This window comes from Nocardia colli, assembly GCF_008704205.1.
In the GTDB taxonomy this organism is placed as follows: Bacteria; Actinomycetota; Actinomycetes; order Mycobacteriales; family Mycobacteriaceae; genus Nocardia; species Nocardia colli.
This window is the reverse complement of the sequence record NZ_VXLC01000018.1, coordinates 110,799-137,746: the sequence shown is the minus strand read 5'-3', so window position 1 is coordinate 137,746 and position 26,948 is coordinate 110,799. Positions and strand designations below refer to the sequence as shown.

General features: G+C 68.2%; 28 protein-coding genes. 15 read left to right on the top strand and 13 right to left on the bottom strand.

Annotation, left to right across the window (positions count from 1 at the left end; all coding sequences use genetic code 11):
* Window positions 1-109: 109 nt before the first annotated feature.
* Window positions 110-595, top strand: coding sequence for a DUF3093 domain-containing protein (locus F3087_RS32565; protein ID WP_150406052.1), 486 nt, complete (start codon window positions 110-112; stop codon window positions 593-595).
* 15 nt (window positions 596-610) lie between these two features.
* On the opposite strand, the gene F3087_RS32560 is transcribed toward F3087_RS32565, so the two are convergent.
* The gene (locus tag F3087_RS32560; RefSeq protein ID WP_107658115.1) at window positions 611-913 is read right to left on the bottom strand and encodes a DUF4193 domain-containing protein; all 303 of its coding nucleotides are present in this window, start codon (window positions 911-913) and stop codon (window positions 611-613) included.
* A gap of 407 nt (window positions 914-1,320) precedes the next feature.
* On the opposite strand from F3087_RS32560, the gene cei reads away from it, so the two are divergent.
* Window positions 1,321-1,998: an envelope integrity protein Cei gene (gene cei, locus F3087_RS32555; protein WP_150405932.1), complete on the top strand. Its 678-nt coding sequence runs from the start codon at window positions 1,321-1,323 to the stop codon at window positions 1,996-1,998.
* A gap of 67 nt (window positions 1,999-2,065) precedes the next feature.
* Here cei and F3087_RS32550 read toward each other — a convergent pair whose 3' ends face one another.
* Window positions 2,066-2,989, bottom strand: coding sequence for an inositol monophosphatase family protein (locus tag F3087_RS32550; protein ID WP_375903893.1), 924 nt, complete (start codon window positions 2,987-2,989; stop codon window positions 2,066-2,068).
* A 170-nt stretch (window positions 2,990-3,159) separates the two neighbouring features.
* Between F3087_RS32550 and ppgK the strand changes: the two genes are divergently transcribed.
* From ppgK to F3087_RS32535, 3 genes are all read left to right on the top strand, one after another.
* Window positions 3,160-3,918: a polyphosphate--glucose phosphotransferase gene (gene ppgK / locus F3087_RS32545; protein ID WP_150405930.1), complete on the top strand. Its 759-nt coding sequence runs from the start codon at window positions 3,160-3,162 to the stop codon at window positions 3,916-3,918.
* 286 nt (window positions 3,919-4,204) lie between these two features.
* Window positions 4,205-5,569: an RNA polymerase sigma factor gene (locus F3087_RS32540; protein ID WP_150405929.1), complete on the top strand. Its 1,365-nt coding sequence runs from the start codon at window positions 4,205-4,207 to the stop codon at window positions 5,567-5,569.
* Between the two features lie 208 nt (window positions 5,570-5,777).
* The gene (locus F3087_RS32535) at window positions 5,778-6,005 is read left to right on the top strand and encodes a hypothetical protein (RefSeq protein ID WP_150405928.1); all 228 of its coding nucleotides are present in this window, start codon (window positions 5,778-5,780) and stop codon (window positions 6,003-6,005) included.
* Window positions 6,006-6,007: 2 nt separating this feature from the next.
* On the opposite strand, the gene eutC is transcribed toward F3087_RS32535, so the two are convergent.
* Genes eutC through eat form a run of 3 tightly spaced genes read right to left on the bottom strand, consistent with a single transcriptional unit; the run spans window position 6,008 to window position 9,728 of the window.
* On the bottom strand, window positions 6,008-6,901 hold the full coding sequence (eutC, locus tag F3087_RS32530; protein ID WP_150405927.1) for an ethanolamine ammonia-lyase subunit EutC: 894 nt from the start codon (window positions 6,899-6,901) through the stop codon (window positions 6,008-6,010).
* Window positions 6,901-8,310, bottom strand: a complete 1,410-nt coding sequence (locus F3087_RS32525) for an ethanolamine ammonia-lyase subunit EutB (protein WP_150405926.1) — start codon at window positions 8,308-8,310, stop codon at window positions 6,901-6,903. Before F3087_RS32525 ends, eutC begins: the two co-directional genes overlap by 1 nt.
* Entirely contained in the window at window positions 8,307-9,728 is a 1,422-nt protein-coding gene (gene eat / locus F3087_RS32520) for an ethanolamine permease (protein ID WP_150405925.1), read from the bottom strand. The genes F3087_RS32525 and eat overlap by 4 nt, the downstream gene beginning before the upstream one ends.
* A gap of 172 nt (window positions 9,729-9,900) precedes the next feature.
* Here eat and F3087_RS32515 point away from each other — a divergent pair, with 172 nt between their 5' ends.
* Entirely contained in the window at window positions 9,901-10,668 is a 768-nt protein-coding gene (locus F3087_RS32515; protein ID WP_150405924.1) for a rhomboid-like protein, read from the top strand.
* Here the strand turns inward: F3087_RS32515 and F3087_RS32510 are convergent.
* Both F3087_RS32510 and F3087_RS32505 read right to left on the bottom strand, forming a co-directional pair.
* A complete protein-coding gene (locus F3087_RS32510; RefSeq protein WP_150405923.1) occupies window positions 10,658-11,842 on the bottom strand; it encodes a cation:proton antiporter in 1,185 nt (394 codons plus the stop codon). The genes F3087_RS32515 and F3087_RS32510 overlap by 11 nt on opposite strands.
* 5 nt (window positions 11,843-11,847) lie before the next feature.
* Window positions 11,848-12,330: a cation:proton antiporter regulatory subunit gene (locus F3087_RS32505; RefSeq protein ID WP_150405922.1), complete on the bottom strand. Its 483-nt coding sequence runs from the start codon at window positions 12,328-12,330 to the stop codon at window positions 11,848-11,850.
* Window positions 12,331-12,422: 92 nt separating this feature from the next.
* Here F3087_RS32505 and F3087_RS32500 point away from each other — a divergent pair, with 92 nt between their 5' ends.
* Together F3087_RS32500 and F3087_RS32495 are read left to right on the top strand one after the other, a co-directional pair.
* Entirely contained in the window at window positions 12,423-13,616 is a 1,194-nt protein-coding gene (locus F3087_RS32500) for a sensor histidine kinase (protein WP_150405921.1), read from the top strand.
* Window positions 13,613-14,260, top strand: coding sequence for a response regulator (locus F3087_RS32495; RefSeq protein WP_150405920.1), 648 nt, complete (start codon window positions 13,613-13,615; stop codon window positions 14,258-14,260). The genes F3087_RS32500 and F3087_RS32495 overlap by 4 nt, the downstream gene beginning before the upstream one ends.
* Before the next feature lies 1 nt (window position 14,261).
* Here the strand turns inward: F3087_RS32495 and F3087_RS32490 are convergent, their stop codons facing one another.
* On the bottom strand, window positions 14,262-14,621 hold the full coding sequence (locus F3087_RS32490; protein WP_191094247.1) for a DUF952 domain-containing protein: 360 nt from the start codon (window positions 14,619-14,621) through the stop codon (window positions 14,262-14,264).
* Window positions 14,622-14,893: 272 nt separating this feature from the next.
* Here F3087_RS32490 and F3087_RS46840 point away from each other — a divergent pair, with 272 nt between their 5' ends.
* On the top strand, window positions 14,894-15,088 hold the full coding sequence (locus F3087_RS46840; protein WP_150405918.1) for a DUF7455 domain-containing protein: 195 nt from the start codon (window positions 14,894-14,896) through the stop codon (window positions 15,086-15,088).
* Between the two features lie 48 nt (window positions 15,089-15,136).
* Here the strand turns inward: F3087_RS46840 and F3087_RS32480 are convergent, their stop codons facing one another.
* Window positions 15,137-15,934: a TetR/AcrR family transcriptional regulator C-terminal domain-containing protein gene (locus F3087_RS32480; protein WP_150405917.1), complete on the bottom strand. Its 798-nt coding sequence runs from the start codon at window positions 15,932-15,934 to the stop codon at window positions 15,137-15,139.
* Window positions 15,935-16,053: 119 nt separating this feature from the next.
* Here F3087_RS32480 and F3087_RS32475 point away from each other — a divergent pair, with 119 nt between their 5' ends.
* A complete protein-coding gene (locus F3087_RS32475; RefSeq protein WP_150406051.1) occupies window positions 16,054-17,799 on the top strand; it encodes a DEAD/DEAH box helicase in 1,746 nt (581 codons plus the stop codon).
* Window positions 17,799-18,356: a hypothetical protein gene (locus F3087_RS32470; protein ID WP_150405916.1), complete on the top strand. Its 558-nt coding sequence runs from the start codon at window positions 17,799-17,801 to the stop codon at window positions 18,354-18,356. The genes F3087_RS32475 and F3087_RS32470 overlap by 1 nt, the downstream gene beginning before the upstream one ends.
* On the opposite strand, the gene F3087_RS32465 is transcribed toward F3087_RS32470, so the two are convergent.
* Window positions 18,357-18,926: a class I SAM-dependent methyltransferase gene (locus tag F3087_RS32465; RefSeq protein ID WP_150405915.1), complete on the bottom strand. Its 570-nt coding sequence runs from the start codon at window positions 18,924-18,926 to the stop codon at window positions 18,357-18,359.
* A 55-nt stretch (window positions 18,927-18,981) separates the two neighbouring features.
* Here F3087_RS32465 and F3087_RS47200 point away from each other — a divergent pair, with 55 nt between their 5' ends.
* Window positions 18,982-19,749, top strand: coding sequence for an AraC family transcriptional regulator (locus tag F3087_RS47200; RefSeq protein WP_263407249.1), 768 nt, complete (start codon window positions 18,982-18,984; stop codon window positions 19,747-19,749).
* Here F3087_RS47200 and F3087_RS32455 read toward each other — a convergent pair whose 3' ends face one another.
* Window positions 19,750-20,490, bottom strand: a complete 741-nt coding sequence (locus F3087_RS32455) for an SDR family NAD(P)-dependent oxidoreductase (protein WP_150405914.1) — start codon at window positions 20,488-20,490, stop codon at window positions 19,750-19,752. It abuts the gene before it with no gap.
* A 105-nt stretch (window positions 20,491-20,595) separates the two neighbouring features.
* Between F3087_RS32455 and F3087_RS32450 the strand changes: the two genes are divergently transcribed.
* On the top strand, window positions 20,596-21,195 hold the full coding sequence (locus F3087_RS32450; protein WP_150405913.1) for a TetR/AcrR family transcriptional regulator: 600 nt from the start codon (window positions 20,596-20,598) through the stop codon (window positions 21,193-21,195).
* A gap of 465 nt (window positions 21,196-21,660) precedes the next feature.
* On the opposite strand, the gene F3087_RS32445 is transcribed toward F3087_RS32450, so the two are convergent.
* Window positions 21,661-23,346: a DEAD/DEAH box helicase gene (locus F3087_RS32445; protein ID WP_150406049.1), complete on the bottom strand. Its 1,686-nt coding sequence runs from the start codon at window positions 23,344-23,346 to the stop codon at window positions 21,661-21,663.
* A gap of 281 nt (window positions 23,347-23,627) precedes the next feature.
* On the opposite strand from F3087_RS32445, the gene F3087_RS32440 reads away from it, so the two are divergent.
* Window positions 23,628-24,743, top strand: coding sequence for a YihY/virulence factor BrkB family protein (locus F3087_RS32440; protein ID WP_150405912.1), 1,116 nt, complete (start codon window positions 23,628-23,630; stop codon window positions 24,741-24,743).
* Between the two features lie 12 nt (window positions 24,744-24,755).
* On the opposite strand, the gene F3087_RS32435 is transcribed toward F3087_RS32440, so the two are convergent.
* Window positions 24,756-25,001, bottom strand: a complete 246-nt coding sequence (locus tag F3087_RS32435; RefSeq protein WP_085998233.1) for a DUF3039 domain-containing protein — start codon at window positions 24,999-25,001, stop codon at window positions 24,756-24,758.
* 162 nt (window positions 25,002-25,163) lie between these two features.
* Here F3087_RS32435 and F3087_RS32430 point away from each other — a divergent pair, with 162 nt between their 5' ends.
* A complete protein-coding gene (locus F3087_RS32430; RefSeq protein WP_449583833.1) occupies window positions 25,164-25,517 on the top strand; it encodes a DUF3099 domain-containing protein in 354 nt (117 codons plus the stop codon).
* Window positions 25,518-26,948 lie beyond the last annotated feature (1,431 nt).

Here is a 26,948-nt window from a genome sequence, read left to right as displayed (position 1 = left end):
CAGCAGAGGTATCGGTGAAAGGGCGGTCACGTTGGTCGAGCCTACGCGTTGACCAGTCCCTGCCGTGAATTAGTGTTGAGTCGTGTCGGACCAGCCCAACCCCGTGAAGATGGACGAGAACCAGCAGAGCCTGCCGCCGTACCGCGAGCGCCTGTGGGTGCCGCTGTGGTGGTGGCCGGTGGCGTTCGCCATCACCGGGCTGCTGGCCGCCGAAATCCATATGGGCGCACCGGGATTGCGGGCCTGGCTGCCGTATGTGCTGCTGTTCCCGATACCGGTGTGGGTGCTGCTGTGGCTGAGCCGCCACCGCGTCGAGGTCATGCCGGACGCGTCGGGCACGCCCGAGCTCCGCGCCGACCGCGCTCACCTGCCGGTGAATTTCGTCGCCCGTGCGGCCGTCGTCGCCCGCACGGCGAAGAGTGCGGCGCTGGGTCGTCAGCTCGACCCCGCCGCCTATGTGCAGCATCGGCCGTGGATCGGTCCGATGGTGCTCCTCGTGCTCGACGACCCGGACGATCCGACGCCGTACTGGTTGGTCAGTACGCGTCGCCCGGAACGGGTCCTAGCCGCGCTGGGGCTGCCCAGCGCGGGCTGATCACCTCGAGCTAACTCAAGCCGCGCAGTCCATGCAGATCAGCTGACCACCCTTCTCGCTGGCCAGCCTGCTCCGGTGGTGCACGAGGAAGCAGCTGGAACAGGTGAACTCGTCGGCCTGCTTCGGGATCACCCGAACGCTCAGCACTTCCTCGGACAGGTCCGCGCCGGGAAGCTCGAACGACTCCGCGGTATCGGATTCGTCGATATCCACGACGGCGGACTGTGCCTCGTTACGACGAGCCTTCAGCTCCTCCAGCGAATCTTCCGACACATCGTCGGTTTCGGTACGCCTAGGTGCGTCATAGTCGGTTGCCATGTCGTCTTCCCCTCGTCCTTACTACATATATCCCGGACCGGATTGCTCACACCGATTCCTGCTGGAACCGCTGTGACTCGCACCGCCCCGCCGGTGGTGCACGTCACACGTACACCGCTCACCCATCAGGTCGGATCGGGCTGATCCACTCCGGATAGCGCTCGGTAAACGCAGGACATGCCCTACTTGTTCCCGCGACCGACCACCAATTTCGCCACCGGCGATTCGATCTGGGCCGCCAGACAATAGCGGACCCCAGCACAAAAGTCGCAATCAAAACACAGACGATTCGAAACTGACGGGTAATCGACACCGTCCGTCGAACTCCCCGAGACCTTCCGCGACCTGATCGCCCCCTAGACGGCCTGCCGTCGCCGGGTATCGCCACCTTTTCGTAGAGTGTGCTGGTGGTTTCACTGATCACCGAAGGCCGCCCCGTGGATTCCCAGGGCAGGCCCTTCCTCCGACGGCGCCCGCAGCCCTGGCTGATCATGCTCGGCATCGTCACGCTGATCTGCACGATCGTGTGGGTCAAGGCGTTGACGACGACCGAGCACGACACCAGCGCGATGGCCTGCAACTCGCCGAGCCCCGCCACCGAGCCGGGCGCTCAACCAGCGGCAACGCTCGGGCAGCGGGTCGGCGCGAGCCGGCTGCAGGACGTGGAACCCGCGCCGCTCGCGGCCAGCCGGGTGCGCGTGCTCAACGCGAACAACCAGCGCGGCCAGGCCGCGCACGTCGCGGCGCAGTTCGGTGACCTCGGGTTCGCCAGCGCGCCGGGAACGCAGTACGGCAACGATTCGGTATACGTCAACGGCGATCTGGAGTGCACCGGGCAGATCCGGTTCGGCGTGAACGGCCGCCCGGCCGCCGCGTCGGTGCAGCTGGTGGTGCCGTGCGCCGAGCTGATCGAGGATCAGCGGGCCGACGAGACGGTCGACATGGTGCTCGGTTCGCTGTTCCGCGACATCCGCCCGAGCAACGACGCCGAGGAGGTGCTGCGGTCGCTGAAGAACCCGGCGCCCGGCAACAGCACCTCGATCGACATCAAGCTGCTCGAGGCCGCCAGGCAAGCTCGCTGTTAGCTGGACGCGGAAAGCCCGATCGGCGCTTGATGGCACCGATCGGGCTTTTTCTTGTCCAGCGACCCGCCTAGCGGTCCGGAATCGGCTCCGTCGCACCGACTCGATCCAGCAGCGCGAACAGTTCCTCCGCGATGCCGGGGGCCGCGGCGATCACCAGATCGCCGGCCTCGCCCGGTGCGGTGGCGGGCGGCAGCGTGAGCAACGCGCCCGCCTCGGCCGCGATCAACGCGCCCGCGCCCCAGTCCCACGCGTTGAGGCCGTGCTCGAAGTAGGCATCCACCCGGCCCGCCGCGACGTGGCACAGGTCGAGCGCGGCCGCGCCGAAGCGACGAATGTCACGCACCTGCGGCAGGATCTCGCCGATCAGCTGCGCCTGCCGGGTCCGCCGATGCTTGCCGTAGGCAAAACCGGTGGCCACCAACGACATCGAGACGGTCTCGACCGGCGTGCAGCGCAGGTGCTCGACCGCGCCCTCGGCGTCCACCCGGATCGCGCCGAGCCCGAGCCCGGCGCTGTAGGTGGCCCGCCGGGCGACGTCGACCACCGCGCCGGCCACCGGGCGGCCGCCGCGCATCGCGGCCACCGAGACCGCGTAGCCGGGGATCCCATACAGGAAATTCACCGTGCCGTCGATTGGGTCTACTACCCAGTGCACGACGTCGGCCGCGGAGTCGGCCAGACTGCCGCCGCCCTCCTCGCCGAGGATGGGGTCGCCGGGGCGCTGCTCGGCGAGCAGGCCGCGGATCAGCTCCTCGGTTTCGGTGTCCACGATGGTCACCGGGTCGGTCGGATGGGCCTTGGCCTGCACCGCGCCCTCGGCGGGTCCACTGGCCTGACCGAAGACCTCGGGGCGGCGGGCACGGACGTGCGCCGCGGCGGTTTCGGCGAGGTCGACCGCGACTCTGCGCAGTTCAGCCTCGTCGCCGCGGGCGACGATGATCTCGGAGGTGTAGTCGGACACGGGCGATGAGGTTTCCGGCACGCTCCCCATCGCATCACAGATCCTCGGGAACGCGCAGCATCGATCGCGCATTACTCTTGTCGTGCACGACACAACGCCGTCGTCGGGCACACCACCGCATCGCCGCTCGCGGCCGGGGTGAAGCCTTGTGCATCGGTGTTGTGCTCCACACCGGCCAGCACAGGAACGAGGGCTCAGTCATGTCCGCTCGGGGGCACGCATTCGGCATCGATATCGGCGGCAGCGGCGTCAAGGGTGGCGCGGTGGATCTGGCGACCGGTGAGCTGGTCCACGAACGAATCAAGATCGCGACACCACAGCCGTCGACCCCGCAGGCGGTCGCCGACGCGGTGGCAAAGCTGGTCGCACAAGCCGATTGGGACGGCCCGGTCGGCATCACCCTGCCGTCGGTCATCCTGGACGGGGTCGCGCGCACCGCGGCCAACATCGACAAGGCCTGGGTCGGCACGGACGCCAGGAAGCTGTTCTCCGACACCCTCGACGGGCGCGAGGTGACGGTGCTCAACGACGCGGACGCGGCGGGCCTGGCCGAGGATCGCTACGGCGCGGCAAAGGATTTCGCCGGACTGGTGCTGCTGCTGACCTTCGGCACCGGCATCGGCTCGGCCCTGCTCTACCACGGCACCCTGGTGGCCAACAGCGAACTCGGCCACCTCGAGGTCGGCGGGATGGAGACCGAGCATCGCGCCGCCGCCTCGATCAAGGACCGCGACGGGCTGAGCTTCGAGCAGTGGGCCGCCGAGGTGAGCACGGTGCTGATCGGCCTGGAGAATCTGTTCTGGCCGAAGGTGTTCGTCGCCGGCGGCGGCATCAGCCGCGACGCCGACCAGTGGATCCCGTTGCTCACCAACCGAACCCAGGTGATCCCGGCGCATCTGCGCAACACCGCGGGCATCGTCGGCGCGGCCATGGCGATCGACGCGGGCATCGCGCCGTGATCAGGTCCGGCAACCCGCCGACGCGACGCCGACAGACGGTATAACGTGGGTGGATACAGCCAATCAACGCTTCACCGGTCTCGTCATGCGGCAACCAGCTGAGCTTGCGAAGCGCCGCCTCATGCATGGTGGCCATAGGTACCCTGGTTAGATCGTTACAATGGAACGTGCCCGGTGTTGAACCGGTGAAACCCGACCGGCCTTCCGCCGGTGAAACCCGACAGACCGCTCCGCCGGAAGACCACTCTGGCGTGACGCCGCACGAGACCGTCACGAAAGGGCGTACGTGGTAGCCACGAATACCCGTCAGACCGCCGATTCGGCCGAGGCCGATTCCGCAGATGTAACCGAAGCACGGCCGGTCCGTAAGGCGGCTGCCGCGAAGAAGGCTCCGGCGAAGAAGGCCGCTGCCAAGAAGGCGCCTGCGAAGAAGGCCGGTGCCAAGGCGCCCGCCAAGAAGGCTGCCACCAAGAAGGTGGGAGCCGACGGCGAGCCAGGCCCCGATGACGCGGGCGACGACGAGTCGCTCGACGTCGCCGACCTCGGCGATCTCGAGGTCTCCGAGGACGACCTGACCGAAGACGCCGAGGACCTGGTCGTCGAGGAGGTCGCCGAAGCCGCCGAGGAGGAGGTCGAACCGACCGCCGCCGACAAGGCCTCCGGCGACTTCGTCTGGGACGAAGAGGAATCCGAGGCACTCCGGCAGGCGCGCAAGGACGCGGAGCTCACCGCGTCCGCCGACTCGGTGCGGGCGTACCTCAAGCAGATCGGCAAGGTCGCGCTGCTCAACGCCGAAGAGGAGGTCGAACTCGCCAAGCGGATCGAGGCCGGCCTCTACGCGGCGGAGAAGGTGCGCGAGTTCACCGAGCAGGGCGAGAAGCTGCCGGTCGCGATGCGCCGCGACTACACCTGGATCGTCCGCGACGGCAACCGCGCCAAGAACCATCTGCTGGAAGCCAACCTGCGCCTGGTGGTCTCGCTGGCCAAGCGCTACACCGGCCGCGGCATGGCGTTCCTCGATCTGATCCAGGAGGGCAACCTGGGTCTGATCCGCGCCGTCGAGAAGTTCGACTACACCAAGGGCTACAAGTTCTCCACGTACGCCACCTGGTGGATCCGGCAGGCGATCACCCGCGCCATGGCCGACCAGGCCCGCACCATCCGTATCCCGGTGCACATGGTCGAGGTCATCAACAAGCTCGGTCGCATCCAGCGCGAACTGCTCCAGGACCTGGGCCGCGAGCCCACCCCGGAGGAGCTCGCCAAGGAAATGGACATCACGCCGGAGAAGGTGCTGGAGATCCAGCAGTACGCGCGTGAGCCCATCTCGCTGGACCAGACCATCGGCGACGAGGGCGACAGCCAGCTCGGTGACTTCATCGAGGACTCCGAAGCCGTTGTCGCCGTGGACGCGGTGAGCTTCACCCTGCTGCAGGATCAGTTGCAGTCGGTGCTGGAGACGCTGTCCGAGCGCGAGGCGGGCGTGGTCCGGCTGCGCTTCGGCCTCACCGACGGCCAGCCGCGCACGCTCGACGAGATCGGCCAGGTGTACGGGGTCACCCGCGAACGCATCCGGCAGATCGAGTCCAAGACCATGAGCAAGCTGCGCCACCCCAGCCGCTCGCAGGTGCTGCGCGACTACCTGGATTAGGTCGTTTCGAGGCCCGCATTCGTTGCGCCGCTACTGTTTTCAGCGGCCCGGCGGATGCGGGCCTTGTCGTTTCCCGACACGCACGCGGGGTCGGCTTCGGCGGGGTCCGGCGAGGTAGACGGCGTGGCGACCGCTATTGTGGCGGTGCTACATCGTCTCGTTTCTCTTGCTTGGTCCGGCTCCACCCTGATCATTCCTGGAGGACAAAGTGCGTGTTCTGCGTTCCCTGTTCGTCGCCGTCGCGATCACTGCCGTGCTGGCCGTGGTCGGTTTTGTCGTTCGGGCGCAGGCCGCGCCCGCGCCGACCCCCTCGGTGAGCCAGGTCGAGGTCACCGATTCCGAAGAGAAACTGGTCAAGCAGGCCGCCGCGCGCGCGAAGAGCGCTGCCGCACGCGCCGACGCCGCGATGAAAGCCTCACGTAGCCACGGCGCGTGAGTTCATTCGCCGGTGATCGAGATGATCTCGCCGGTACCGAGCTCGTCGGCGCGTGAGGTGTCCTTGAGGTCGACCCCCGAGCGGCCGAGGACGCGCGCGCCGGAGACCAAGCCCGCGACCACCTTCGCCGCCTGCCGGTAGCCGAGGCCTTCCGGCGGGTGAATGTTGGAGATGCAGTTCCGATCGGCGTCCGTGCGACCTGGGTGGGGTAAATGGGTCAGGTAGATGCCGAGGCTGTCGGCCACCGACAGGCCGGGGCGTTCACCGATCAGCACGACCACCGTGGCCACACCCATCGCCGCGGCGATGTGGTCGCCGAGGGCGACCCTGGCCTGGGTGGCGATCACCGGGGCGGCGAGTGTGTAGCGGGGTGCGAGTTCCTCGATCAGGGCGGCCAGCGTCGCGGGGCCGTGGTCGGTGAGGGCGCGCGGGGACAGTCCGTCGGCCAGGACGAATCCGATCTCGGCGGGACGGTGCGGTACATCGGACAAATCGGACTTGGTTGCGGGATCGGGGGATTCGGCGGGCAGGCGGCCGAGGTCGGGGCGGCGGAGATACTCGGCGCGGTCGGTTGCCCGGCTGCGCACGTGCACGGGTTCGCCGAGGCCGAGGGCGGTGATCCGCTCCCCCAGTGCGGGTACGTCCAACGGGAGATGGACTGCGTCGCGCGCCGCCGCGTGCGCGGCGCGGAATTCCAGTACCCGCTTGGTGGGCAGCGCGTCGCCGGTGCGGCCGAGGCCGATCCTCGATTGTGTACTGCGCCGGAGGTCCTGCCAGAACTGATGTGCCGCAGCACTTTCGGATCTGCCCGCGCGCTCCGACCGGCCCCTATCGGTCTCGGTGTCCGATTCATCCAGCGCCGCAACCACTTCCAGCTTGGTGCTCCTTCGCTTCATCAGGCACCGGCCAATGCGCGCAGCGGCGACGCGAGCGGTTCCACCGGCAGTACCCGGCCCGCCGCGTCGATCATGCCGAGCCCGGACAGCCAGGACTCGAATTCCGGTGCGGGACGCAGGTTCAGGACGCGCCGCGCGTACAGCGCGTCGTGGAAGCTCAGACTCTGGTAGCCGAGCATCACGTCGTCGGCACCGGGGACGGCGATGACGAACGCGCAACCGGCCGCACCCAACAGCGTCAGCAACGTATCCATGTCGTCCTGGTCGGCTTCGGCGTGATTGGTGTAGCACACGTCCACACCCATGGGCAGCCCGAGCAGCTTGCCGCAGAAGTGGTCTTCCAGCCCGGCGCGGATGATCTGCTTGCCGTCGTAGAGATACTCCGGGCCGATGAAACCGACGACCGTATTGACCAGCAGCGGGTCCAGATCACGCGCCACCGCGTAGGCCCGGGCCTCCAGGGTCTGCTGATCGACCGGCTTGCCGCCGGTGCCGAAATGCGCACCCGCCGACAACGCCGAACCCTGTCCCGTTTCCAGATACATCACGTTGTCGCCGACGGTGCCGCGACGCAACGACCGGCCGGCCTCGTTGCCCTCGCGCAGCAACGAAATATTCACGCCGAAGCCGGCATTCGCGCCCTCGGTGCCCGCGACCGACTGGAACACCAGATCGACCGGCGCACCCGCCTCGATCAGGCCGATGGTCGTGGTCACGTGCGAGAGCACACACGATTGAGTGGGGATGTCGAAGCGGACCCGCACCTCGTCCAGCAGGCTCAGCAGGTCGGCGGTGGCCTGCGGCGAATCGGTCGCCGGGTTGATCCCGATCACCGCGTCGCCGCAGCCGAGCAGCAGCCCGTCGAGGGTGGCGGCGGCGATGCCGCGCGGGTCGTCGGTGGGATGGTTCGGCTGCAACCGGGTGGCCAGCGTGCCGGGCAGGCCGACGGTGGTGCGGAAGCCCGCGGTGACCACGGCGGCCCGGGCGACCGCGATCAGATCCTGGTTGCGCATGATCTTGCTGACCGCGGCCACCATCTCCGGGGTGAGTCCGGGCGATACCGCGCGCAGGACGGCCGCGGCACCGGCGCCGGCCGCGACGGACAGCAGCCAGTCCCGCAGTCCGCCGACGGTCAGATGCGAAATCGGTTGGAACGCAACCCGATCGTGGGTGTCGATGATCAGCCGGGTGACCTCGTCGGTCTCGTACGGCACCACCGGCTCGTCCAGGAACCGGGTCAGCGGCACCTCCGCCAGCGCCCACTGGGCGGCCGCCCGCTCGGCATCCGAACTCGCCGCGCAGCCCGCCAGTTCGTCGCCGCTGCGCAGCGGGGTGGCCTTGGCGAGCAGTTCGACCAGTCCGTCGAACCGGTAGGTGACTCCGCCGAGTTGCTGTGTGTAACAGGTCATTCCAGCTCCTCCTCGGCCTTGGCCAACATGGCGAATTCCTCATCCGGCGAGTTGGCCACCAGCCGATGCCTGCTGTAGAGCCCGAAGTAGGCCATGAACGCGCAGAACGCGACCAGCGTCCAGGTCGCCGCCACCGGATCGACCAGGAACGTGGCAATCACTGCGGCACAGGCGATCACGAGCGCGAACGCGGTGGTCGCGATGCCACCCGGCGTGCGGTACGGGCGCGGCATGTTCGGCTCGCGGACCCGGAGCACGATGTGGCTCACCATCATCAGCACGTAGCTGAGTGCCGCGCCGAACACGGCCATGTTCAACAGCATCGCGCCCTTGCCGGTCAGCGACAGCGCGAAACCGATGACGCCGGGCACGATCAGCGCGAGCACCGGCGCCTTGCGCGCGTTGGTCACCGACAGGCTCGTCGGCAGATAACCCGCCCGCGAGAGCGCGAAAGTCTGGCGGGAGTAGGCGTACACGATGGAGAAGAAGCTGGCGACCAGCCCGGCGAGCCCGATGTAGTTCACCAGTTTCGCCGCCCCGCTGTCGCCGAGCGCCTCGACCAGCGGATTGCCCGAGGTCGAAATGGCTTGCGCACCAAGCGCTCCGGTGGCCAGGAAGAGCACGGCCGCGCCGGTGACGATCAGCACCAGCATCGCGCTGATGATCCCCTTGGGCACGTTCTTCTCCGGTTCCCGCGCCTCCTCGGCGGCCAGCGGCACGCCCTCGACGGCCAGGAAGAACCAGATGGCGAACGGCACCGCGGCCCAGATCCCGAACACGCCGAACGGCAGGAACGAGGAACTACCAACGGCATTCGGGTCCGCCGGGATATCGGTCAGGTTGCCCGTCTCGAACAGACCCCACGCGGACACCGCGAACACCAGCAGCCCGACCAGCGCGATCGCGGTGATCACGAACATCGCCTTGAGCGCCTCCCCCGCCCCGGTCAGATGCACCCCGATGAACAACGCGTACACCGCCAGATACACCCACCAGCCGTCGGTGATCCCGAACAGGTTCAGCGATTCGACGTACCCGCCGATGAACGTCGCGATGGCCGCGGGCGCGATCGCGTATTCGAGCAATACCGCTGTGCCCGTGGCGAATCCGCCCCACGGTCCGAGCGCGCGCCGGGCGAAGGTGTAACCGCCACCCGCCGCGGGCAAGGCCGCCGACAGCTCCGCCATGCCGAGGACCATCGCCAGGTACATGCCCGCGATCAGCACGGTCGCGATGAGCAGGCCGCCGAAACCGCCCTGCGCGATGCCGCTGTTCCAGCCCGCGTAGTCACCGGAGATCACATAGCTGACCCCGAGCCCGGCCAGCAGCACCCAGCCCGCCGTGCCCGAACGCAACGTCCGCTTGGCCAGATAGTCCGTCCCGGCGGCACCGGTCACCTGCACATCCTCGATCGTCATAGGCGCTACGCACTCCTCGTCCACATACCGTTTGGTCGGTGGACCAATTCTTGGGAGTGTTTGTTGCCCGGGTGTGAAACGACGTTACGGACGCGGTGTCGCCACCGGTGACACAGCGCACACACAGGCGGGTCGCAGGGTCGCTCACAGGCGGACACGGCACACTTGGTCGGTGATTGCCTCCGCCCCGGTCCGGTTTCGGTCACCCTGGACGCAGACCATCGATCTCCGCACCGAAGCCCGCGTCGTCTGGGACTGGCTGCGCCGTCCCGGGTTGGCGCACCGGGTGCTGCCCGCGATCCGCGAGCACCTGGGCGCGGCGCCGGCCAGCACCGCCTACGCGTTCACCGTGTTCGTCACCTGGTGGACGCTGCGCGGGGTCGGCGACTCGGTCGAACGCCGGCTGATCTTCTCCGCGTCGACCAACCTCTACAACATGCGGCACAACCCGGTGCAGGTGCTGGTCGCCTCGGCGTTCTGGACCGACGGCGGCTTCCCGTGGACCACCATCGCCGGCTTCCTGATCGTGATGGCCTACGCGGAACGCTGGCTGGGCACCACCCGCTGGATCATCCTGTTCGCCACCGGGCACATCGGCGCGACGCTGCTCACCGTCACCGGCATCTCGCACGCGATCGACCGCGGCGTCATCCCCCGGGTGGTGGCGGTCGCCGCGGATGTCGGCACCAGCTACGGCTTTTCGGCGGTGCTCGCCGCGCTGACCTTCCGGTTCCGCGGCCTGGTCCGGCTGCTGTGGGCGGGCACGCTCATCCTGACCCTGGTCGCGGCGCTCTGGATCGGTCCGACGTTCACCGACTACGGCCACCTGTGCGCGTGCCTGATCGGCCTCGCCGTCGGCGGGCTCGCGACCGTGGTCGGCCGCTGGGTGGAGAAGAAGACCGCGGCCAAACCCGAGCCCGCGGCCACGCTCACGGAGTGACGGGGGCGGGCTTCACCCGGCGCTGCACCACTCCGACGACCGGCTCGACGACGCGCGCCGCGATCGGGCCGAGGATGGCCATCAGCAGCACGTAGGCCGAGGCCAGCGCCGCCAGCTGCTTGTCGACGCCGCCCATGGTCACCGCCAATCCCGCGATGACGATGGAGAATTCGCCGCGCGCGACCAGCGCCGCACCGGCCCGGGCCCGGCCCATCGGCCGGATGCCCTGCCTGCTGGCCGCCCACCAGCCGGTGCCGAGCTTGGTCAGCATGGTGATCACGGCCAGCGCGATCGCCCAGCCGAGCACCGGCGGGATGGCGCGCGGGTCGGTGGTGAGCCCGAACGCGACGAAGAAGATCGCGGCGAACAGATCGCGCAGCGGTTCCAGCAGTTTCGCCGCCTCGTGCGCGGTCGAGCCGGAGATGGCGATGCCGAGCAGGAACGCCCCGACCGCCGCGGACACGTTCAGCGCCGAGGCGACGCCGGCCACCAGCAGCGCCGCGCCGAGCAGCTTCAGCAGGAACACCTCGTTATCCGAGCTGTCCACGATGGCCGAGACGTAGCGGCCGTAGCGCAGCGCGACCACCAGCACGACCGTGATCGCGGTGAGCGCGATCGCCAGCGATTTCGCGCCGCTGGCGAAGCTCAGCCCGGCCAGGATCGTGGTGAGGATCGGCAGATAGACCGCCATCGCCAGGTCCTCGAACACCAGGATCGACAGGATCACCGGGGTCTCGCGGTTACCGAGCCGGCCGAGGTCGTTGAGCACCTTCGCGACGATGCCCGAGGACGAGATGTAGGTGACGCCGCCCATGGTGACCGCGCCGACCGCGCCCCAGCCGAGGATCAGCGCCACGATCACGCCCGGCGTCGCGTTGGCCACGATGTCGACCAGGCCGGCCGCCCACGACCGGCGCAGGCCGGTCATCAGTTCCGGCGCGGTGTATTCCAGGCCGAGCAGCAACAACAGCAGCACCACGCCGATTTCGCCGGCGATGTGGCCGAATTCGTTGGCGGCGCTGAGCGAGATGATGCCGCCCTGGCCGAACGCGAGGCCGCCGATCAGGTAGAGCGGAATGGGAGACATGCCGAAGCGACCAGCCACGCGCCCGAAGGTGCCGAGGACAAACAGAATCGCTCCGAGCTCGACTAGGGCGAGCGCGGTTCCAGTCATCGGTTTCAGCCGTGCGTGAGAATCTTGGCGGCGGCGTCCAAGCCGTCCGGGGTACCGACGACGACGAGCACATCGCCTGAGGTGAAGGTGAAGTCCGGCCCGGGTGAGGGATGCAGCTGGCCGGCCCGCATCACCGCGACGATCGACACCTTGGTGCGGGTGCGCATCGCGGTCTCGCCGAGTGTGCGTCCCTCGTAGGGCGATTCGTCGGCGATCGGCAGCTGCCGGGTGGTGATGCCCGGCAGGTCACTGTGTTCGTCGTTCAGCTTCGCGACCAGCTGCGGCGCGCCGAGCAGGTTGGCCAGGACGGCGGCCTCGTCGGTGCTCAGCGGGATCTGCGCGGCGCAGGCGTCGGGATCGTCCATCTTGGAGACGATGAGGTCGATGTCGCCATCGCGATGCGCGACCACACCGATCCGGCGGCCGGAGCGCACCTCGAAGTCTTTGCGGACTCCGATCCCGGGAAGGGCTGTCACGTCGACATTCACCCGTTCAGATTAGACCGATGTCCGATTCACTCCGCCGCGCGGTCATCACTTCGGCGGATGGCGCCTGGTCAGGGCTGTGCTGAGATGGAGGCGTGCGGCAATGGTCGGAGCTTCCCGGGACGGCGCGCGACGCGCTGGGCACGCTGCTGTCGTTCGCCGCGGGCGCCGGGCTCTACGCGGCGAATCTGTACGCGCTGATCGATCGCGGGACCGACGTGCCGATGTCGACGCGGCTGCTGGTGTTCGCCCCGCTGTGCCTGTTGACCATGTTGCGTCGCCGAATGCCGGTGACCGCCATGGTCATCGGGCTGGTGCCGCTGTTCATCGATCTGCACCTCGGCCCGTCGGTGCCGGTGTGGATCCTCTACGGCGACCTGATCTACGCCGCCGTGCTGTATTCGGAGCGGCGGATGTCACGGATCACGATGGTGGTCTGGTCGGTGTTCTCCGGATTGGTGGTGATCCTGACCCTGGTCCGCACCGGCGACCTGCGCGCGGTCTCGATCGCCCTGGTCGTGGTGTTCGCGTTCATCGCGACGCCGCTGTGGTGGGCCAACTCGGTGCGCACGCACAAGGAGATCGCGGGCGCCGAACGCGCTCGCGCACAGGCGCTCACCTTGGTCTCCGAGCTCGACCGGCGCGCCGCCATCGCCGACGAACGCACCACCATGGCGCGCGACCTGCACGACGTGATCGCCGGGCACCTCTCGGCCATCGCGATCCAGTCCGAGGCCGCGCTGGGCGTGCTGGCCCGCAAGGACGCCGATCCGGCGGTCACCGGGATCATGCAGTCCATCCGGACCAACAGCGTCAGCGCGTTGCAGGAGATGCGCACCATGATCGGGCTGCTGCGCAGCGACGGCGACGGGGTGGACGAGGTGGCCGCGCCGCGCCGGCTGGCGCAGCTGTCCATCCTGGTCGAGGCCGCCCGCGCGGCCGGGATCAGCGTGCGGGTGCGCGAAACCCTCGACGGCACCGAACTTCCCAGCGCGGTCGATCAAGCCGCGTACCGCATCGTTCAGGAGGCATTGACCAACGCCATGAAACACGCACCGGGACAACAGGTCGACATCGAAGTGGGCACGCGGGACGCGGAACTGCGGGTGCTGGTGCGCAACCCGATGGCTCCGGTCGCGTTGCGGCGCTCGGAGAACGGCGAGCCGCACCGCGGCCTGATCAACATGCGTGAGCGCGCCGCCGCGCTCGGCGGAAACTTCACCGCCGGACCGGATTCCGGCCGCTGGGAAGTGCTCGCCCAACTGCCGCTCAGCGCGAGTCCGGCATGACCATCCGGGTACTGATCGCCGACGATCACGCCGCCATTCGCGCCGGACTGCGGATGATCCTCGACGCCGAGGACGACCTCGAGGTGGTCGGCGAGGCGGCCGACGGTGACGTCGCGGTCGCGCAGGCCAAGGCGCTGCGGCCGCATGTGGTGCTGATGGACGTGCGCATGCCCGGAGTCGACGGGATCACCGCGACCGAGCGGATCACCGCCGACGAACTGGCCAAGGTGCTGATCCTGACCACGTTCGATCTGGACGAGTACGTCTTCCGGACCTTGCGCGCCGGGGCGTCGGGGTTCGTGCTGAAGTCGTCGTCGGGCCAGGCGCTGATCGACGCCGTCCGCAAGGTCGCCGCCGGGGACGGCGTGCTCGCGCCGGAGGTGACCAGAGCCGTGATCACCGCGTTCGCGGCGACGAATACCGATGCGGCCGAACCGGAACCGAACGGGTTCGGCGACCTCACCGAGCGCGAACGCGAGGTGCTCGACTGTCTCGGCGACGGGCTGTCCAACGCGCAGATCGCCGGTCGCCTGTTCATCGGCGAGACGACGGTGAAGACGCACGTGTCCCGGGTGCTGACGAAACTCGGTGTGCGGTCGCGGGTTCAGGCCGCCATCGTGGCGCGCGAGGTCCGCGACCGCTGACTCACTTGGCGAGCGGCGCGAACACGCCGTCCGGACCGGGCTGGAACTCCTCGACCGCGATCACCGCGCCGGTCGGCAGCGGGCCGTACAGATGCGGGAACAGCATCGATTCCGGGTCGGTCGGCACGCCCGGCTCCCACTTCACCGGCGCGCCCAGCCGGGCCGGATCGAGCCGGAGCAGCACCAGGTCACGCCGTCCGGAGAAGAGCCGGTTGGCGGGCAGATGGGCCTGCTGCGGGCTGGACAGGTGGATGAACCCCACCTCGTCCAGCGACGACGCGCGATACTCGCCCGTTTGCCGGGCGGAAAGCCACTCGCCCAAAGTGCATATGTGAACAAGCGTGTGAGTGTCGTGGGTCACGGGTAATCTCCCGGTAGACAACTGGATCGGCCTGTTCGAGGTGGTGACCAAACGGAGTTCGTAGCGTGACCTGGAATGTTCGCCAGTAGCGAAATCCCTGGTCGTGTTATCGAAAACACACTGAATCACTCACGGGAACAAAGCCCCCGTCCCGAACGTCTGACAGAGTAGTCATACCACTGCTGGGAAGTAGCGGTAGCGAGCCCGCGGAGTGACCACGGGCCCCACACCAGGCGAACGGTCTGTGAACCGGGAGCCAGGACGGAGGAGTCATGCCAGGAACCCTGACTAGCACCCCACTGACCGCGGTCGATCGTTGCGACCGCTGCGGAGCGGCAGCACGAGTGCGCGCCGTTCTTCCCGCAGGTGGCGAGTTGCTCTTCTGCCAGCACCACGCGAACGAACACATGGATCGACTGCGTGAGCTGGAAGCCGTGATCGACACGGAATCCGCTCCCGCTATCTGACCAACTCCTCGCGTCCTGAGATAACAACATCCGACAACAGAAAACCGTTTACCGCAGCGGGCGATCCTCGGATCGCCCGCTGCCGGTGTGTTCAGGGGTTTTCCGGTCCCCCAGGATCCCGTCCAGCAGGCGGTTCAGGCCGTAGTCGAAGGCGTCGTCCGGGTCCGCGGGGGCCTGGTACAGCTCGCCGGCCGCCTGCCCGACCCGGGACGACAGCGGAAACAGACTGGACGGCATGGCCTGAGTGAGCAAGGGGCCGTGCACCTCCCACCACTGCTGGTCGGTCATCGCCTGCGTGTCCCGCTGCGCGCCGACCGCGACCCGCGCGTTGCCGGTGGCGAATTCGGACAAAACGGCGATCACCCGATCCAGCTCGACATCCGGCAGCCCGATGCCGTCGATGGCCGCGAGCTGCCGTTCGTAGCGCCGCATTCGACCGGGGCCGATCACCTGACGCCACAGCGACACTTCCAGCAGCCACGGATGGGCGATCAGCTCAGCGCGCGTCTGGCGGGCAATGGCGGCCATCCGCTCGCGCACCGGTAGATCCGCCGGGATCGGGGTGTCCTCGTCGGCCACCGCGTCGACCATCAGCACGGTCAGCGCGTCCTTGCTGGGCACGTAGGTGTACAGGCTCATCGGGCGTAAGCCCAGTTCGGCGGCCACCGCGCGAATGGACACCTTCGCGTAACCGTCGCGATCCGCGAGCGCCACCGCCGCGTCGACCACCGCGTCCACACTGACCGCCGGCTTCGGTCCGCGGGCGCCCGGTCGCGGCGGGAGTTCGTGCCGCCACAGCAGGCTCACCAACTGTTTTGCCTGCTCAGCGACGGATTCGTCGGGCAAGGGACTCCTCGGAACAAACTCGGTACTCTGTACGTTATTCAAGATACTTCGTACACCCTACGCCGATGGAGGGGTTCGCTCTGCCCAGCACACAGGCCACCTATCTGCCCGACCGTCACATGTTCGCCCTGTGGACATGGACCGGGGAGCACACCGGGCCCGCGCCCGCCACGCTCGGCGATCGGGAGACCCTCGCCCTTGCCGTGCCCACCGGTTTCGACGGGGCGATCGAGGTCGTCCCGGTCGACTGCGCGTTGATCGATCCGGCGGCGTTCGCGGCGCTCGAGCTCGCCGACGCGGGAGCGTCGATTCGCCTGTTGCGGACGGCGCTGCATGCGGAATCCGGTGCCACGGCAGGCGAACAACTGCCGATCGCGGCGCACGCCGTGCCCAACGCGGCGGGCACCTCGATCGTGTCCGCCGAACACACGATCCGGGTGCTGGCCGAGACCCAGGCGGCGGCAACGGAATTGCGCTCGACGCTGAAAGCCGATCTGCGGCCGTATCAGGTGCGCGGGGTCAGCTGGCTGCGGGAAACCGTCGCGGCGTACGGAGGGGCCGTCCTGGCCGACGAGATGGGCCTCGGAAAGACGGTGCAGACCATCGGGTTTCTGCTCGGGCGGGCAGGCGACGGTCCGCAGCTCGTCGTGTGCCCGACGTCGCTGGTCGGCAACTGGGCGCACGAGATCGATCGTTTCGCGCCCGGACTGCGCGTGGTCGTCTGGCGTGGCGGCGAAATCGACGCCGGGGCCGGGACGGTCGTCGTCGCCGGGTACCCCACGGTGCGGATCCACCGGCAGCACCTGGACGAACGGCGGTGGACGACGGCGGTTTTCGACGAGGCGCAGGCACTCAAGAATCCGGGCACCCAGCTGTCCAAGGCCGCGCGGTCGCTCGACGCCGAGGTGCGGGTCGCGCTGACCGGTACACCGGTGGAGAACCATCTCGAAGAGCTGTGGGCGCTGCTGAACTTGGTGACGCCCAAGCTGTTCGGGCACAAGACGCAGTTCCGGCGGCGGTTCGTCCGGCCGATCCAGGAGGGGTCGACGGCCGCGGCGGCGCGGCTGCAAGACGCCATCGAACCCGTTGTCCTGGTGCGCAAGAAGGCGCAGGTCGCCGCGTCCCTTCCGGCGAAGATCCACACCGACCTGCTGTGCGACCTCACCGGCGAACAGGAAGACCTCTACGACAAGCTGCTCGATCGCGCCATCGACGACGGGTTCGGCACCGGCATCGACCGCCAGAGCCGGGTGCTCGCGGCGCTGACCGCGCTCAAACAGGTCTGCAACCACCCGGGCCTGGTCACCGGCGAGCTCACCGAGCTCGCGGGGCGCTCCGGCAAGTTGGACCTGTGCACCGACATCCTGGCCAACAACCTCGAAATGAATGCCCCGACACTGGTTTTCACCCAGTACCGGCAGACCGGCGAGCTGCTGGTCCGGCATCTCGCCGAGCAGTTCGGGGTCACGGCGCCGTTCTTCCACGGCGGGCTGAACCAGGCCGAGCGCGCGGCCATCGTATCCGGATTCCAGGCCGAGGACGGGCCGCCCGTGCTGATCCTCAGCCTGCGCGCCGCGGGCACCGGCCTCACGCTGACCCGCGCCGCGGACGTCATCCACTTCGACCGCTGGTGGAATCCGGCGGTCGAGGCGCAGGCCTCGGACCGGGCGCACCGGATCGGCCAGACCCGCACGGTCACCGTCACCACGCTCACCTCGACCACCTCCGTCGAGGAGCACATCGCCCGCATGCACGATCGCAAGTCGGCGCTCTCGGATCTCGGCGACTCGGCGGGCATCGCCGCACTCGCCCGTCTCGATGACGATCAGCTCGTCGAGATCTTGCGCCGCCAGAGGGAGAACTGATGCCGGACAATGAATTCGGTTATACCAGGTGGGGCAAGGACTGGGTTCGGCTCGCGGAACCGCTGAAGCAGACCAAGCCCGAGCCGCTGCTCCCCCGCGCGCGGTCGATCGCACGCAACCACGGGGTGCAGGCCACGATCGAGGGGCGGATCGTGCGCGCCACCATCCATCGCGGGAGCGAGGCGTCGGTGATCCATCTGGAGGTCGCGCCGTTGACCCGGGCCGCGATCACCGCGATCGGCGAGGTCATTCCGGATACCAGCGTGCTCACCGACGACATGCATCGGGCCGTGCTCGACGCGGGCCACACGATCGCACCGGTGCTGGCCGGCACGGACTGCTCGTGCAAGGCGCGCACGGCACGGTGCCTGCATGTGCTGGCCGCGTTCTACGACATGGCGTGGCGGGTGGACGAGAATCCGCGGCTCGCGTTGGAGATTCAAGGGTTTTTCCAAGCGGCACAGGATGATTCGCCCGCGCCCGTGGAGGAGCCGCGGTGGGTGCCGATCAACACCTTCGATCCCGCCGATTATTTCGGCGACCTGGCGTCGGCCTGATCAGTCGGGGCGACGGGCACGGAAGCGGAAACTGGTTGCGCCGGTTTCGATTTCGACATCGGCGAAACCTACGCGGGTGAGGCGGGCGACGGCGTCCTCCGGTGGCACCGGGACGCACGTGTCGCCGACATGCATCAGCCGGAAGATGCGGCTGTCCAGGCCGTCGCTGCCCGCGAACACGCCGCCGGGACGCAGGACGCGCAACGCTTCGGCGAACAACGCGTCCTGCTCCGCGGGCGTGGGCACGTGATGCAGCATGGTGAAGCACACCACCGAGTCGAATTCCTTTACCGGGAAAGGCATGTCGGTGCCGTCGCCCTCCACCACCGTCATCACCGATCCGTGCCGGGTGCGCAACCGGGCGGCCAGGCCGGGGTCGATCTCGACGCCGGTGAGGGTGGTCGTCCGGTCGAGCAACGCGCGCACGTTCGCGCCGTAACCCGGACCGATCTCGAGCGCGGACCCGCCGAGCTCGAGGCCGGACAACGCCCACGGCACGATCTTCGTCGCGCTGGTGCGTTCCCACATCGCCGAGCGGCAGCAGAATCGGTGGAAGATGTTCATCGCCATGCCCATGACGCTAAGAGCGGACGGCCATGACCGCGACGAGCTACGGTGACATATTGTGTCGCGAAACGGCCATCCGTCCGTCCAGCCCGACCCGCCCGGTTCCACCGCGATGGTCCTCGGCGCCGGGGTGCTGCCCGCCGGCTACTGGTTCGACCTGCACGAGCATCCGCAACACCAGATCGCCTGGGCCGCACGAGGAGTCATCGCGGTCGAGGTCGGCGACAACCGCTGGGTGCTACCGCCGACCCGCGCCCTGTGGATCCCCGGCGGCATCGCGCACCGCACCGGCAGCGCGGAGGGCGCCGAGATGCGCGGCATCTACGTCGACCCCGAGCGCTGCCCCGTCGCCTTCTCCGCACCGACGATCATCCGCGTCACCCGCCTGCTGCACGAACTCTTCGACCACCTCGGCGCCCCCGGCACCTCGTCCGACCGCCGCGAACGCGCCGAATCCGTCGTCTTCGACCTGGTCGAACCGGTCGACGTCATCCCGATCGGCGCCCACACCCCCACCGACCCGCGCGCCAGACAGGTCGCCGACGCCCTCACCACCGACCCCGCCGACTCCCGCACCCTCACCGAATTCGCCACCGCCGTCGCCACCAGCCCCCGCACGCTGGCCCGACTCTTCCTCGCCGAAACCGGAATCACCTTCGGCCAGTGGCGAACCCAGATCCGCCTCACCGCGTCGCTGCCCTTGCTGGCCGCCGGCCTCCCCATCGCCCGCATCGCCGGCCGGGTCGGCTACGCCACCCCCAGCGCCTACGTAGCCGCCTTCCGCCGCGCGGTGGGCGTCTCCCCCGGCAAATACTTCACCGGCTGACTAGGCGTTGGTGCCGCCGTCTACGGTGAGGATCGAGCCGGTGATGTTGCGACCGGTCTCGCCGGCGAGAAACGCGACCGTCGCGGCCATGTCTTCGGGCTCGGCGAAGCGGCCGAGGGCGGTCAGGCCGACCTGCAGGTCGTAGTGGCCGCCGTCGACCGGGTTCATGTCGGTCACGGTGGAACCCGGCTGGAGCAGGTTCACCGTGATGTCGCGCGGGCCGAGTTCACGGGCGAGCGCCTTGGTGAATCCGTTCAGCGCCGACTTGCTCAGGTTGTAGAGCGAGAGTCCGGCGAAGGAGGCGTTCTCGGACAGGTTGCTGCCGATGCTGACGATCCGGCCGCCGCCGGTCATGTGCGCCACCGCGGCCTGCGCGCCGACGAACGCGGCGCGCGCGTGGATGTTCAGCGCGCGGTCGATCTCGTCGAGGGTGAATTCCTCGAACGGCTTGGCCGGGAAGATGCCCGCGTTGTTCACCAGGATGTCCAGCCGGCCCAGGTCGCCCGCGGCCTGGTTCACCGCGCGCACCACGTCACCGGCGTCGGCACTGTCCGCCCGGATCGCCACCGCACGGCGGCCGCGCGATTCGATCTCCGCGACCACGGATTTCGCCTGGACCTCGGCGTTCTGGTAGGTGATCGCCACGTCCGCGCCGTCGGCCGCCAGCTTTCGCGCGATCGCCGCCCCGATTCCGCGGCTGCCGCCGGTCACCAGTGCCACCTTGCCCGTGAGATCCGACATCGGTCCTCCTCAAATTCTGTGTCGATCAGTACATAAATAGCTAAGCGCATCGACCGCGATCGCGTCAAGGGGTATATTTAACGATCGACACAGAAAGGACCGACCATGGCCGATCGGGGACGACCGCGCGCTTTCGACCGCACGGACGCGTTGCGCCGCGCCATGGAGGTGTTCTGGGAGCACGGCTACGAGGGCTCGTCGATGAGCGACCTCACCTCCGCCATGGGCATCAACTCCCCCAGCCTGTACGCCGCGTTCGGCGGCAAGGAGGCGCTGTTCCGCGAGGCGATCGGCCTGTACGGGAAGACCGACGGCGGATACACCGCGCGCGCGTTGCGGGAAGAACCGACGGCGCGGCAGGCGATCGATGCGATGTTGCGGGACAACGCGATCGCCTACACCGTCGAGGACAAACCGCACGGCTGCATGGTCGTGCTGGCCGGCTCGACCTACACCACGCGCAGCGAAAGCATCCGCGATTTCCTGGTCGAAAAGCGCAGGGAGACAATCGAAGAGGTCCGTCAGCGGCTGGATCGCGGAGTCACCGAAGGTGATCTGCCCGCGGACACCAACACCCCCGGGCTGGCCCACTTCTACACCACGGTGCTCTACGGCCTGTCGATCCAAGCGCGCGACGGCGCCTCGCTGGCGGAGCTGACGCAATCGATCGACTGCGCGATGGCCGCCTGGCCGACCACCGCCTGATCCGCCGGTCCCACAAGACACCCACACAATCGAACCGGGTCGGCCCGACCCGCGATTGGGACATCAAGGTGCCCCCACACGGCCGATCCCACAGCCACGTCCCGCCGGATGTCGACGCTGTCGGCGAACGGGACATGACAGCGCCTGCACTCGCTCGATGCCGCAGCCATGCCCCGTCCAGCGTCAGCGACGTGTCCGAGCGGGACATCAGGGTGCGGCCACTCGACCGATCCCACCACCACGCCCCGCCGGATGTCGACGTTGTCGGCGAACGGGACATGACAGCGCCTGCACTCGCTCGATGCCGCAACCGTGTCCCGTCCGGTGTCGGCGACGTGTCCGAGCGGGACATGATGGCGTGGCGGTCGGCAGCGCGTCGACAACGCGTGACTATGGCGACACCGGCTCTCGATCGGCGAAGTCGTTCGCCAACTCCATCCGGTTGCGGGCTGCGACTCGCTGTAATTACATCCGGCGCAGCGCCGCGATCCGCTCCTCCAACTGATCCGCTGTCGCCAAAGCCGTAGGCGGCCCGCCACATTCGCGGCGGAGCTCACCGTGGATCACGCCGTGCGGCTTGCTGGTCCGATGGTGATGCATGGCGACCAAGCTGTTGAGCTCACGGCGCAACTCACCCAATCGGTCAGCGGTAGCCACCCGTTCGGCCGAACTCGCCACCTGCGGACCGGGTTCGGCGGCCGCCGATTCACCACGGTCGGCGATCTGCTTGGTCTGCCGCTCCCGCAGCAACGCCCGCATCTGGTCGGCATCGAGCAGACCCGGGATGCCGAGATAGTCGGCCTCCTCGTCGCTACCCGCGAAAGTCGCTGTGCCGAAGGATGATCCGTCGTAGATCACCTGATCGAGTTCGGCATCGGCGGCCAGCGCGACGAAGGACTTCTCCTCCTCGCCCGGCTCGTCCTGCTGCTTGTTCGCGTCGATCAGCAGTTCGTCGTCGAGCCCGTCCTTTTCCCGATGCGGCTTGCCGATGACGTGGTCGCGCTGCAACTCCAGCTGCGCGGCCAGATCCAAAAGCACCGGCACCGAAGGTAGGAACACGCTCGCGGTCTCGCCGGGCTTACGGGCACGCACGAACCGCCCGATGGCCTGCGCGAAGTACAGCGGCGTCGAGGCGCTGGTCGCGTAGACACCGACCGCGAGGCGCGGCACGTCGACGCCCTCGGACACCATGCGCACCGCGACCATCCACGGCTCGGTGCTCGCGCCGAACTGTTCGATCCGATCCGAGGAGGTCGGTTCGTCGGACAGCACCAGCGCCGGCTTGGTGCCCGAAATGTGTTCCAGCAGTTCGGCGTAGTCGCGCGCCCGCTCCTGGTCGGTGGCGATCACCAGGCCGCCCGCGTCCGGCATGCCCGAACTGCGCAACTGCCGCAGTCGCATGTCCGCGGCACGCAACACGGCCGAGATCCAGTCGCCGGCCGGGTCGAGCGCGGTGCGCCAGGCCCGAGCGGTCTGTTCGGCGTTGAGCGGCTCGCCGAGGCGTGCGGTGTGCTCCTCACCCGCGCTGTCGCGCCAGTGCGCCTCGCCGGAATAGGCGAGGAAGACCACCGGCCGGACGACGCCGTCGGCGAGCGCCTCGGAGTAACCGTAGGCGTGGTCGGCGCGCGAGCGCGGGAAACCCGACTCGTCGGGTTCGTAGGTGATGAACGGGATCTGGCTGTCGTCACTGCGGAACGGGGTTCCGGTGAGCGCGAGCCGGCGGGTCGCGTCGCCGAACGCCTCGGCGGTCGCCTCACCCCAGCTCTTCGCGTCGCCCGCGTGGTGGATCTCGTCCAGAATGACCAGTGTCCGGCGGTTTTCGGTGCGCACCCGATGCCTGGACGGATGCGAGGCGACCTGGGCGTAGGTGACGACGACACCGTGATAGTCGCCGGACGTGCCGCCGGTCGCGTTGGAGAACCGCGAATCCAGCTGGATGCCCGAGCGCGCCGCGGAGTGCGCCCACTGATGCTTGAGGTGCTCGGTCGGCGCGACGACGGTGATCTGATCCACGGTGCGATCGGCGAGCAGCTCGGCGGCCACCCGCAGCGCGAACGTGGTCTTACCGGCGCCCGGCGTCGCCACCGCGAGGAAGTCGCGTGGTTTGGACGCGAGGTACTTGGTCAACGCCCGGCGCTGCCAGGCACGCAGCGAACCGCCGCTCGATGTACCGGAGCTGTTCGGCGTCCCCGACGCATCGGGTCTAACCGAATCGCCCGGTGTCTCCGCTTTTCCCGCCACAGCGGCGCCACCCGACCCAGTCACCCAGTCGACCTTACTGGCCCGGCACGGCGTGTTGCTAAACCGACGCGGCGTGGGCGATGGGCATCACATGTTCAACTACCGACACGCCGGAGTTCACCGATTGCCCGACGACACGTCGCCCCCGGAATCCGGTGCGGGGACGCCCGGTGCGCGATGCTGTAGTCACGATGACCGACCAGAACGCCTTGCCGAGCGACCCGCTGCGGACCGACATACCGTCGCTCAGCGGGGGCATCGCCGCGCGCGAATTGACCTTCGGTCAACGGTTGACCATCCGGGCGCGTCGCGCGCGCCGCAATACCGTCAAACTCGCGGTGCGGGTCGCGGTGAAGGCCTGGGATGATTCGATCTTCGCCAAATCCGCGGCCGCCGCGTTCTGGCAGACGCTCTCGCTCGCGCCGCTGCTGCTCGGCGTACTCGGCAGCCTCGGCTATGTCGGCACCTGGTTCGGGCCGGACACCGTGCAGATCGTCGAATCCAAGATCATCTCGTTCAGCCGGGACCTGTTCAGCTCGAGCGTGGTGTCGGATCTGATCGAACCGACCGTCAAGGATGTGCTCGGCAAGGGGCGCGGCGCGGTCGTCTCGGTGGGTTTCGTGCTGTCGCTGTGGGCCGGGTCGTCGGCGATGGCGACGTTCGTCGATTCGATCGTCGAGGCGCACGATCAGCAGGACCTGCGACATCCGGTGTGGCAGCGGATCTTCGCGCTGCTGCTGTATGTCGCGTTCCTGGTCGCGTCGGTGTTCATCCTGCCGCTGGTGGCGCTCGGGCCCGCGCTGATCGGGCGGGTGCTGCCCGCGCCGTGGCGGGCGACCGGGTTGCAGCTGCTGGATTTCTTCTACTACCCCGGCGTCGGGTTGCTGCTGATCATCGTGCTGACCACGTTGTACAAGCTGGCGCTGCACACCTCGCTGCCCTGGCACCGGCTCTTCGGCGGGGCGCTGGTCGCGGCCGTGTTCTTCATCGCGGCCAGCGAGGTGCTGCGACGATATCTGGCCTGGGTCACCCAGACCGGCGTGAGTTACGGCGCACTCGCGACGCCGATCGCGTTCCTGCTGTTCACGTATTTTCTCGGGTTCGCGGTGATCCTCGGCGCGGAGTTCAACGCCGCGGTGCAGGAGTTCTGGCCCGCGCGCGCGACCCGGATGGAGCAGGTCAAGGAGTGGATCGCCAACCAGTTGACCGGGGACTCGTCCGATGCGGAGGCAGAAACCACCGAGACGACGGAGAAGTCTCCGCCGTCATCGTCGGACACACCCGATCGACCGCGCGCGGCGTCCTAGCCGGACGCCGGCTCAATCGCCCTTTTTGAGCCCGTCGTAGACCTTCTTGCAGTCCGGGCAGACCGGCGAACCGGGCTTGGGCGAGCGCGTCACCGGAAAGACCTCACCGCACAGCGCGACGACATGGGTGCCCATGACGGCGCTCTCCGCGATCCGGTCCTTCTTGACGTAGTGGAAGAACTTGGGGGTGTCGTCGCTCGTCGACTCGTCGGTGGTCGAATCGGGGCGAACCATGGTGTCGGTGCTCACGGATTCCATGATGCCGCATCCGCGCCGGCGGTGACCGATCACGGTCCGGTGTCCGCCTGACCACGCTGTGTGCGCTGCTGCTCCGACAGTGGAAGACTCGGAGGCATGCAGCAGCACGGCGACTCCCCCAATGCCGACGACATCGGCCGTGGTGAGCGCCCGGACGTGACGATGCCGCCGGCTTCCGCTGGCTCCGCCGGATACTTCCCCGGCGCCGACGACAAGCATCCCGTCCTGATCACCGAGGCCCAGCCGTCGCTCGAAGATCAGCATCGCTCCCGGGTCCGCCGCTACACCATCATCATGGCCTTCCGCATCCCCTGCCTGGTCCTGGCCGCGATCGCCTACAGCACCTTCCACAGCGCCCTCCTCGCCATCCTCATCATCGCCGTCTCCATCCCACTCCCCTGGATAGCGGTCCTCATCGCCAACGACCGCCCACCCCGCCGCAAAGACGAACCCAGCCGCTGGGACGAACGCCGCACCGCGATCGAAGCCCGCTCCCACAAATCCATCGACGGCTGACAGCTCCGTACGCCCAACGGGACCTGGCGTCGAACGCGGATCCATCCACCATGTCCCACTCGTGAACGGCTCATGCCTCCAACGGGACACGACGGCGACATCAAACGAGAAGCCCCTCATCGATGTCCCGCTCGCGACCAACTCCCATGTCCAACGGGACGCAACCGAGATATCGCCCGAGTGCAGCCACCATCATGTCCCGCTCGCCGACAGCGCCAACCTCCAACGGGTCATCACGGTGGAATTGGCCGAGTAGTTACGCCCTCACGTCCCGTTCGCGAATCGGGCTGGCATGAAACGGAACATTGCTGAGGGGTCGAGCGCGCGTAGGTGCTCTCGCGTAGGTGCTCTGCTGTGTTCCCTCGCGACGAACTCGGGCGCCGTCGGAAAATCAATGAGCGTCCGCACCATCGCGTACCGCTCGCGCGCTGCACCAGCGGCCAACGGGACATAGTCGCGGCAACGGTCGAGTAGCCCTGGCCTCATGTCCCTCTCGCGCAACGGGTTAACGCCCAACGGGGCACGACCGAACCATCACTCGGATGGACGCGCCGGCGATGTCCTCGCACGAATCAAACCGGGGGCAGACGAAACATGGTGGCGGCAACGGTCGATTAGATCCATGTTCATGTCCCGTTCGCTAATCAGGCTGGCATCCAGCGGGACACGGTAGAAACTTCGAGCGAATAGCTCTCGGTCCCGTTCGCGAACAACTCTGGCACGCAACGGGACATAGCCGCAGCCTCGACCAATAGCCGCTTGGCCATGTCCCACTCACGAGCACGAACGGCCTGCGGGACATGCGAGCGGAATCAACCGAGAGGACCCGCCTCGATGTCCCGCTCGCGCCCAGGGTTAACGCCGAACGGGACGCTACCGAGCCATCGGACGCGAGCAGCCACCAGCACGTCCCGCTCGTCGACAGCACCAGCGTCGAACGGGACCTGGCGGCGGAACTGGTCGAGTGGGACCCGCCTCATGTCCCGTTCGCGAAGAAAGTTGACGCTCAACGGGACACGGCGGAAACAGCGCAGATGAGGGGCCGTCTAGGCCCGCTCGTTGACAGCATCGACATCGAACTGAACCCGTTGGTGGAATCGGCGAGTGAATCCTCTCTCATGTCCCACTCGCGAACGACGCCATCGTTCAACGGGGCATAGCGGTGGAGTCGGCCGGGTAGCGCGCCCTCTCGTCCCGCCCACGAATCATCTGCGGGTTCAGGTCACGCTGGCGCACGTTATCGGTCGGGACCGAGCGCGGTCACCGGGAATCGCGCGGACACAGCCAGGTCTTCGAACAGGACGTGACCGCCCATGCCCACGGGACATGACGGCGGAATCGGGCGAGTAGGTCCGGCCTGCGGTCCCGTTCGCAAACAGTGTTGGCGCTCAACGGGACACGGCTGAGGCAGCGGGTGGGTGGAGGCTCTGC

Coding starts and splice junctions, on each gene's coding strand:
- F3087_RS32465 (WP_150405915.1), bottom strand. CDS start 18,926: ATGGCGATGAACATCTTCCACCGATTCTGCTGCCGCTCGGCGATGTGG.
- F3087_RS32430 (WP_449583833.1), top strand. CDS start 25,164: ATGCCGCCGGCTTCCGCTGGCTCCGCCGGATACTTCCCCGGCGCCGAC.
- eutC (WP_150405927.1), bottom strand. CDS start 6,901: ATGAAGCGAAGGAGCACCAAGCTGGAAGTGGTTGCGGCGCTGGATGAA.
- eat (WP_150405925.1), bottom strand. CDS start 9,728: ATGACGATCGAGGATGTGCAGGTGACCGGTGCCGCCGGGACGGACTAT.
- F3087_RS32495 (WP_150405920.1), top strand. CDS start 13,613: ATGACCATCCGGGTACTGATCGCCGACGATCACGCCGCCATTCGCGCC.
- F3087_RS32525 (WP_150405926.1), bottom strand. CDS start 8,310: ATGACCTGTTACACACAGCAACTCGGCGGAGTCACCTACCGGTTCGAC.
- F3087_RS32450 (WP_150405913.1), top strand. CDS start 20,596: ATGGCCGATCGGGGACGACCGCGCGCTTTCGACCGCACGGACGCGTTG.
- F3087_RS32435 (WP_085998233.1), bottom strand. CDS start 25,001: ATGGAATCCGTGAGCACCGACACCATGGTTCGCCCCGATTCGACCACC.
- F3087_RS32475 (WP_150406051.1), top strand. CDS start 16,054: ATGTTCGCCCTGTGGACATGGACCGGGGAGCACACCGGGCCCGCGCCC.
- F3087_RS32565 (WP_150406052.1), top strand. CDS start 110: ATGGACGAGAACCAGCAGAGCCTGCCGCCGTACCGCGAGCGCCTGTGG.
- F3087_RS46840 (WP_150405918.1), top strand. CDS start 14,894: ATGCCAGGAACCCTGACTAGCACCCCACTGACCGCGGTCGATCGTTGC.
- F3087_RS32510 (WP_150405923.1), bottom strand. CDS start 11,842: ATGACTGGAACCGCGCTCGCCCTAGTCGAGCTCGGAGCGATTCTGTTT.
- F3087_RS32550 (WP_375903893.1), bottom strand. CDS start 2,989: ATGGGGAGCGTGCCGGAAACCTCATCGCCCGTGTCCGACTACACCTCC.
- ppgK (WP_150405930.1), top strand. CDS start 3,160: ATGTCCGCTCGGGGGCACGCATTCGGCATCGATATCGGCGGCAGCGGC.
- F3087_RS32455 (WP_150405914.1), bottom strand. CDS start 20,490: ATGTCGGATCTCACGGGCAAGGTGGCACTGGTGACCGGCGGCAGCCGC.
- F3087_RS32470 (WP_150405916.1), top strand. CDS start 17,799: ATGCCGGACAATGAATTCGGTTATACCAGGTGGGGCAAGGACTGGGTT.
- F3087_RS32560 (WP_107658115.1), bottom strand. CDS start 913: ATGGCAACCGACTATGACGCACCTAGGCGTACCGAAACCGACGATGTG.
- F3087_RS32440 (WP_150405912.1), top strand. CDS start 23,628: ATGACCGACCAGAACGCCTTGCCGAGCGACCCGCTGCGGACCGACATA.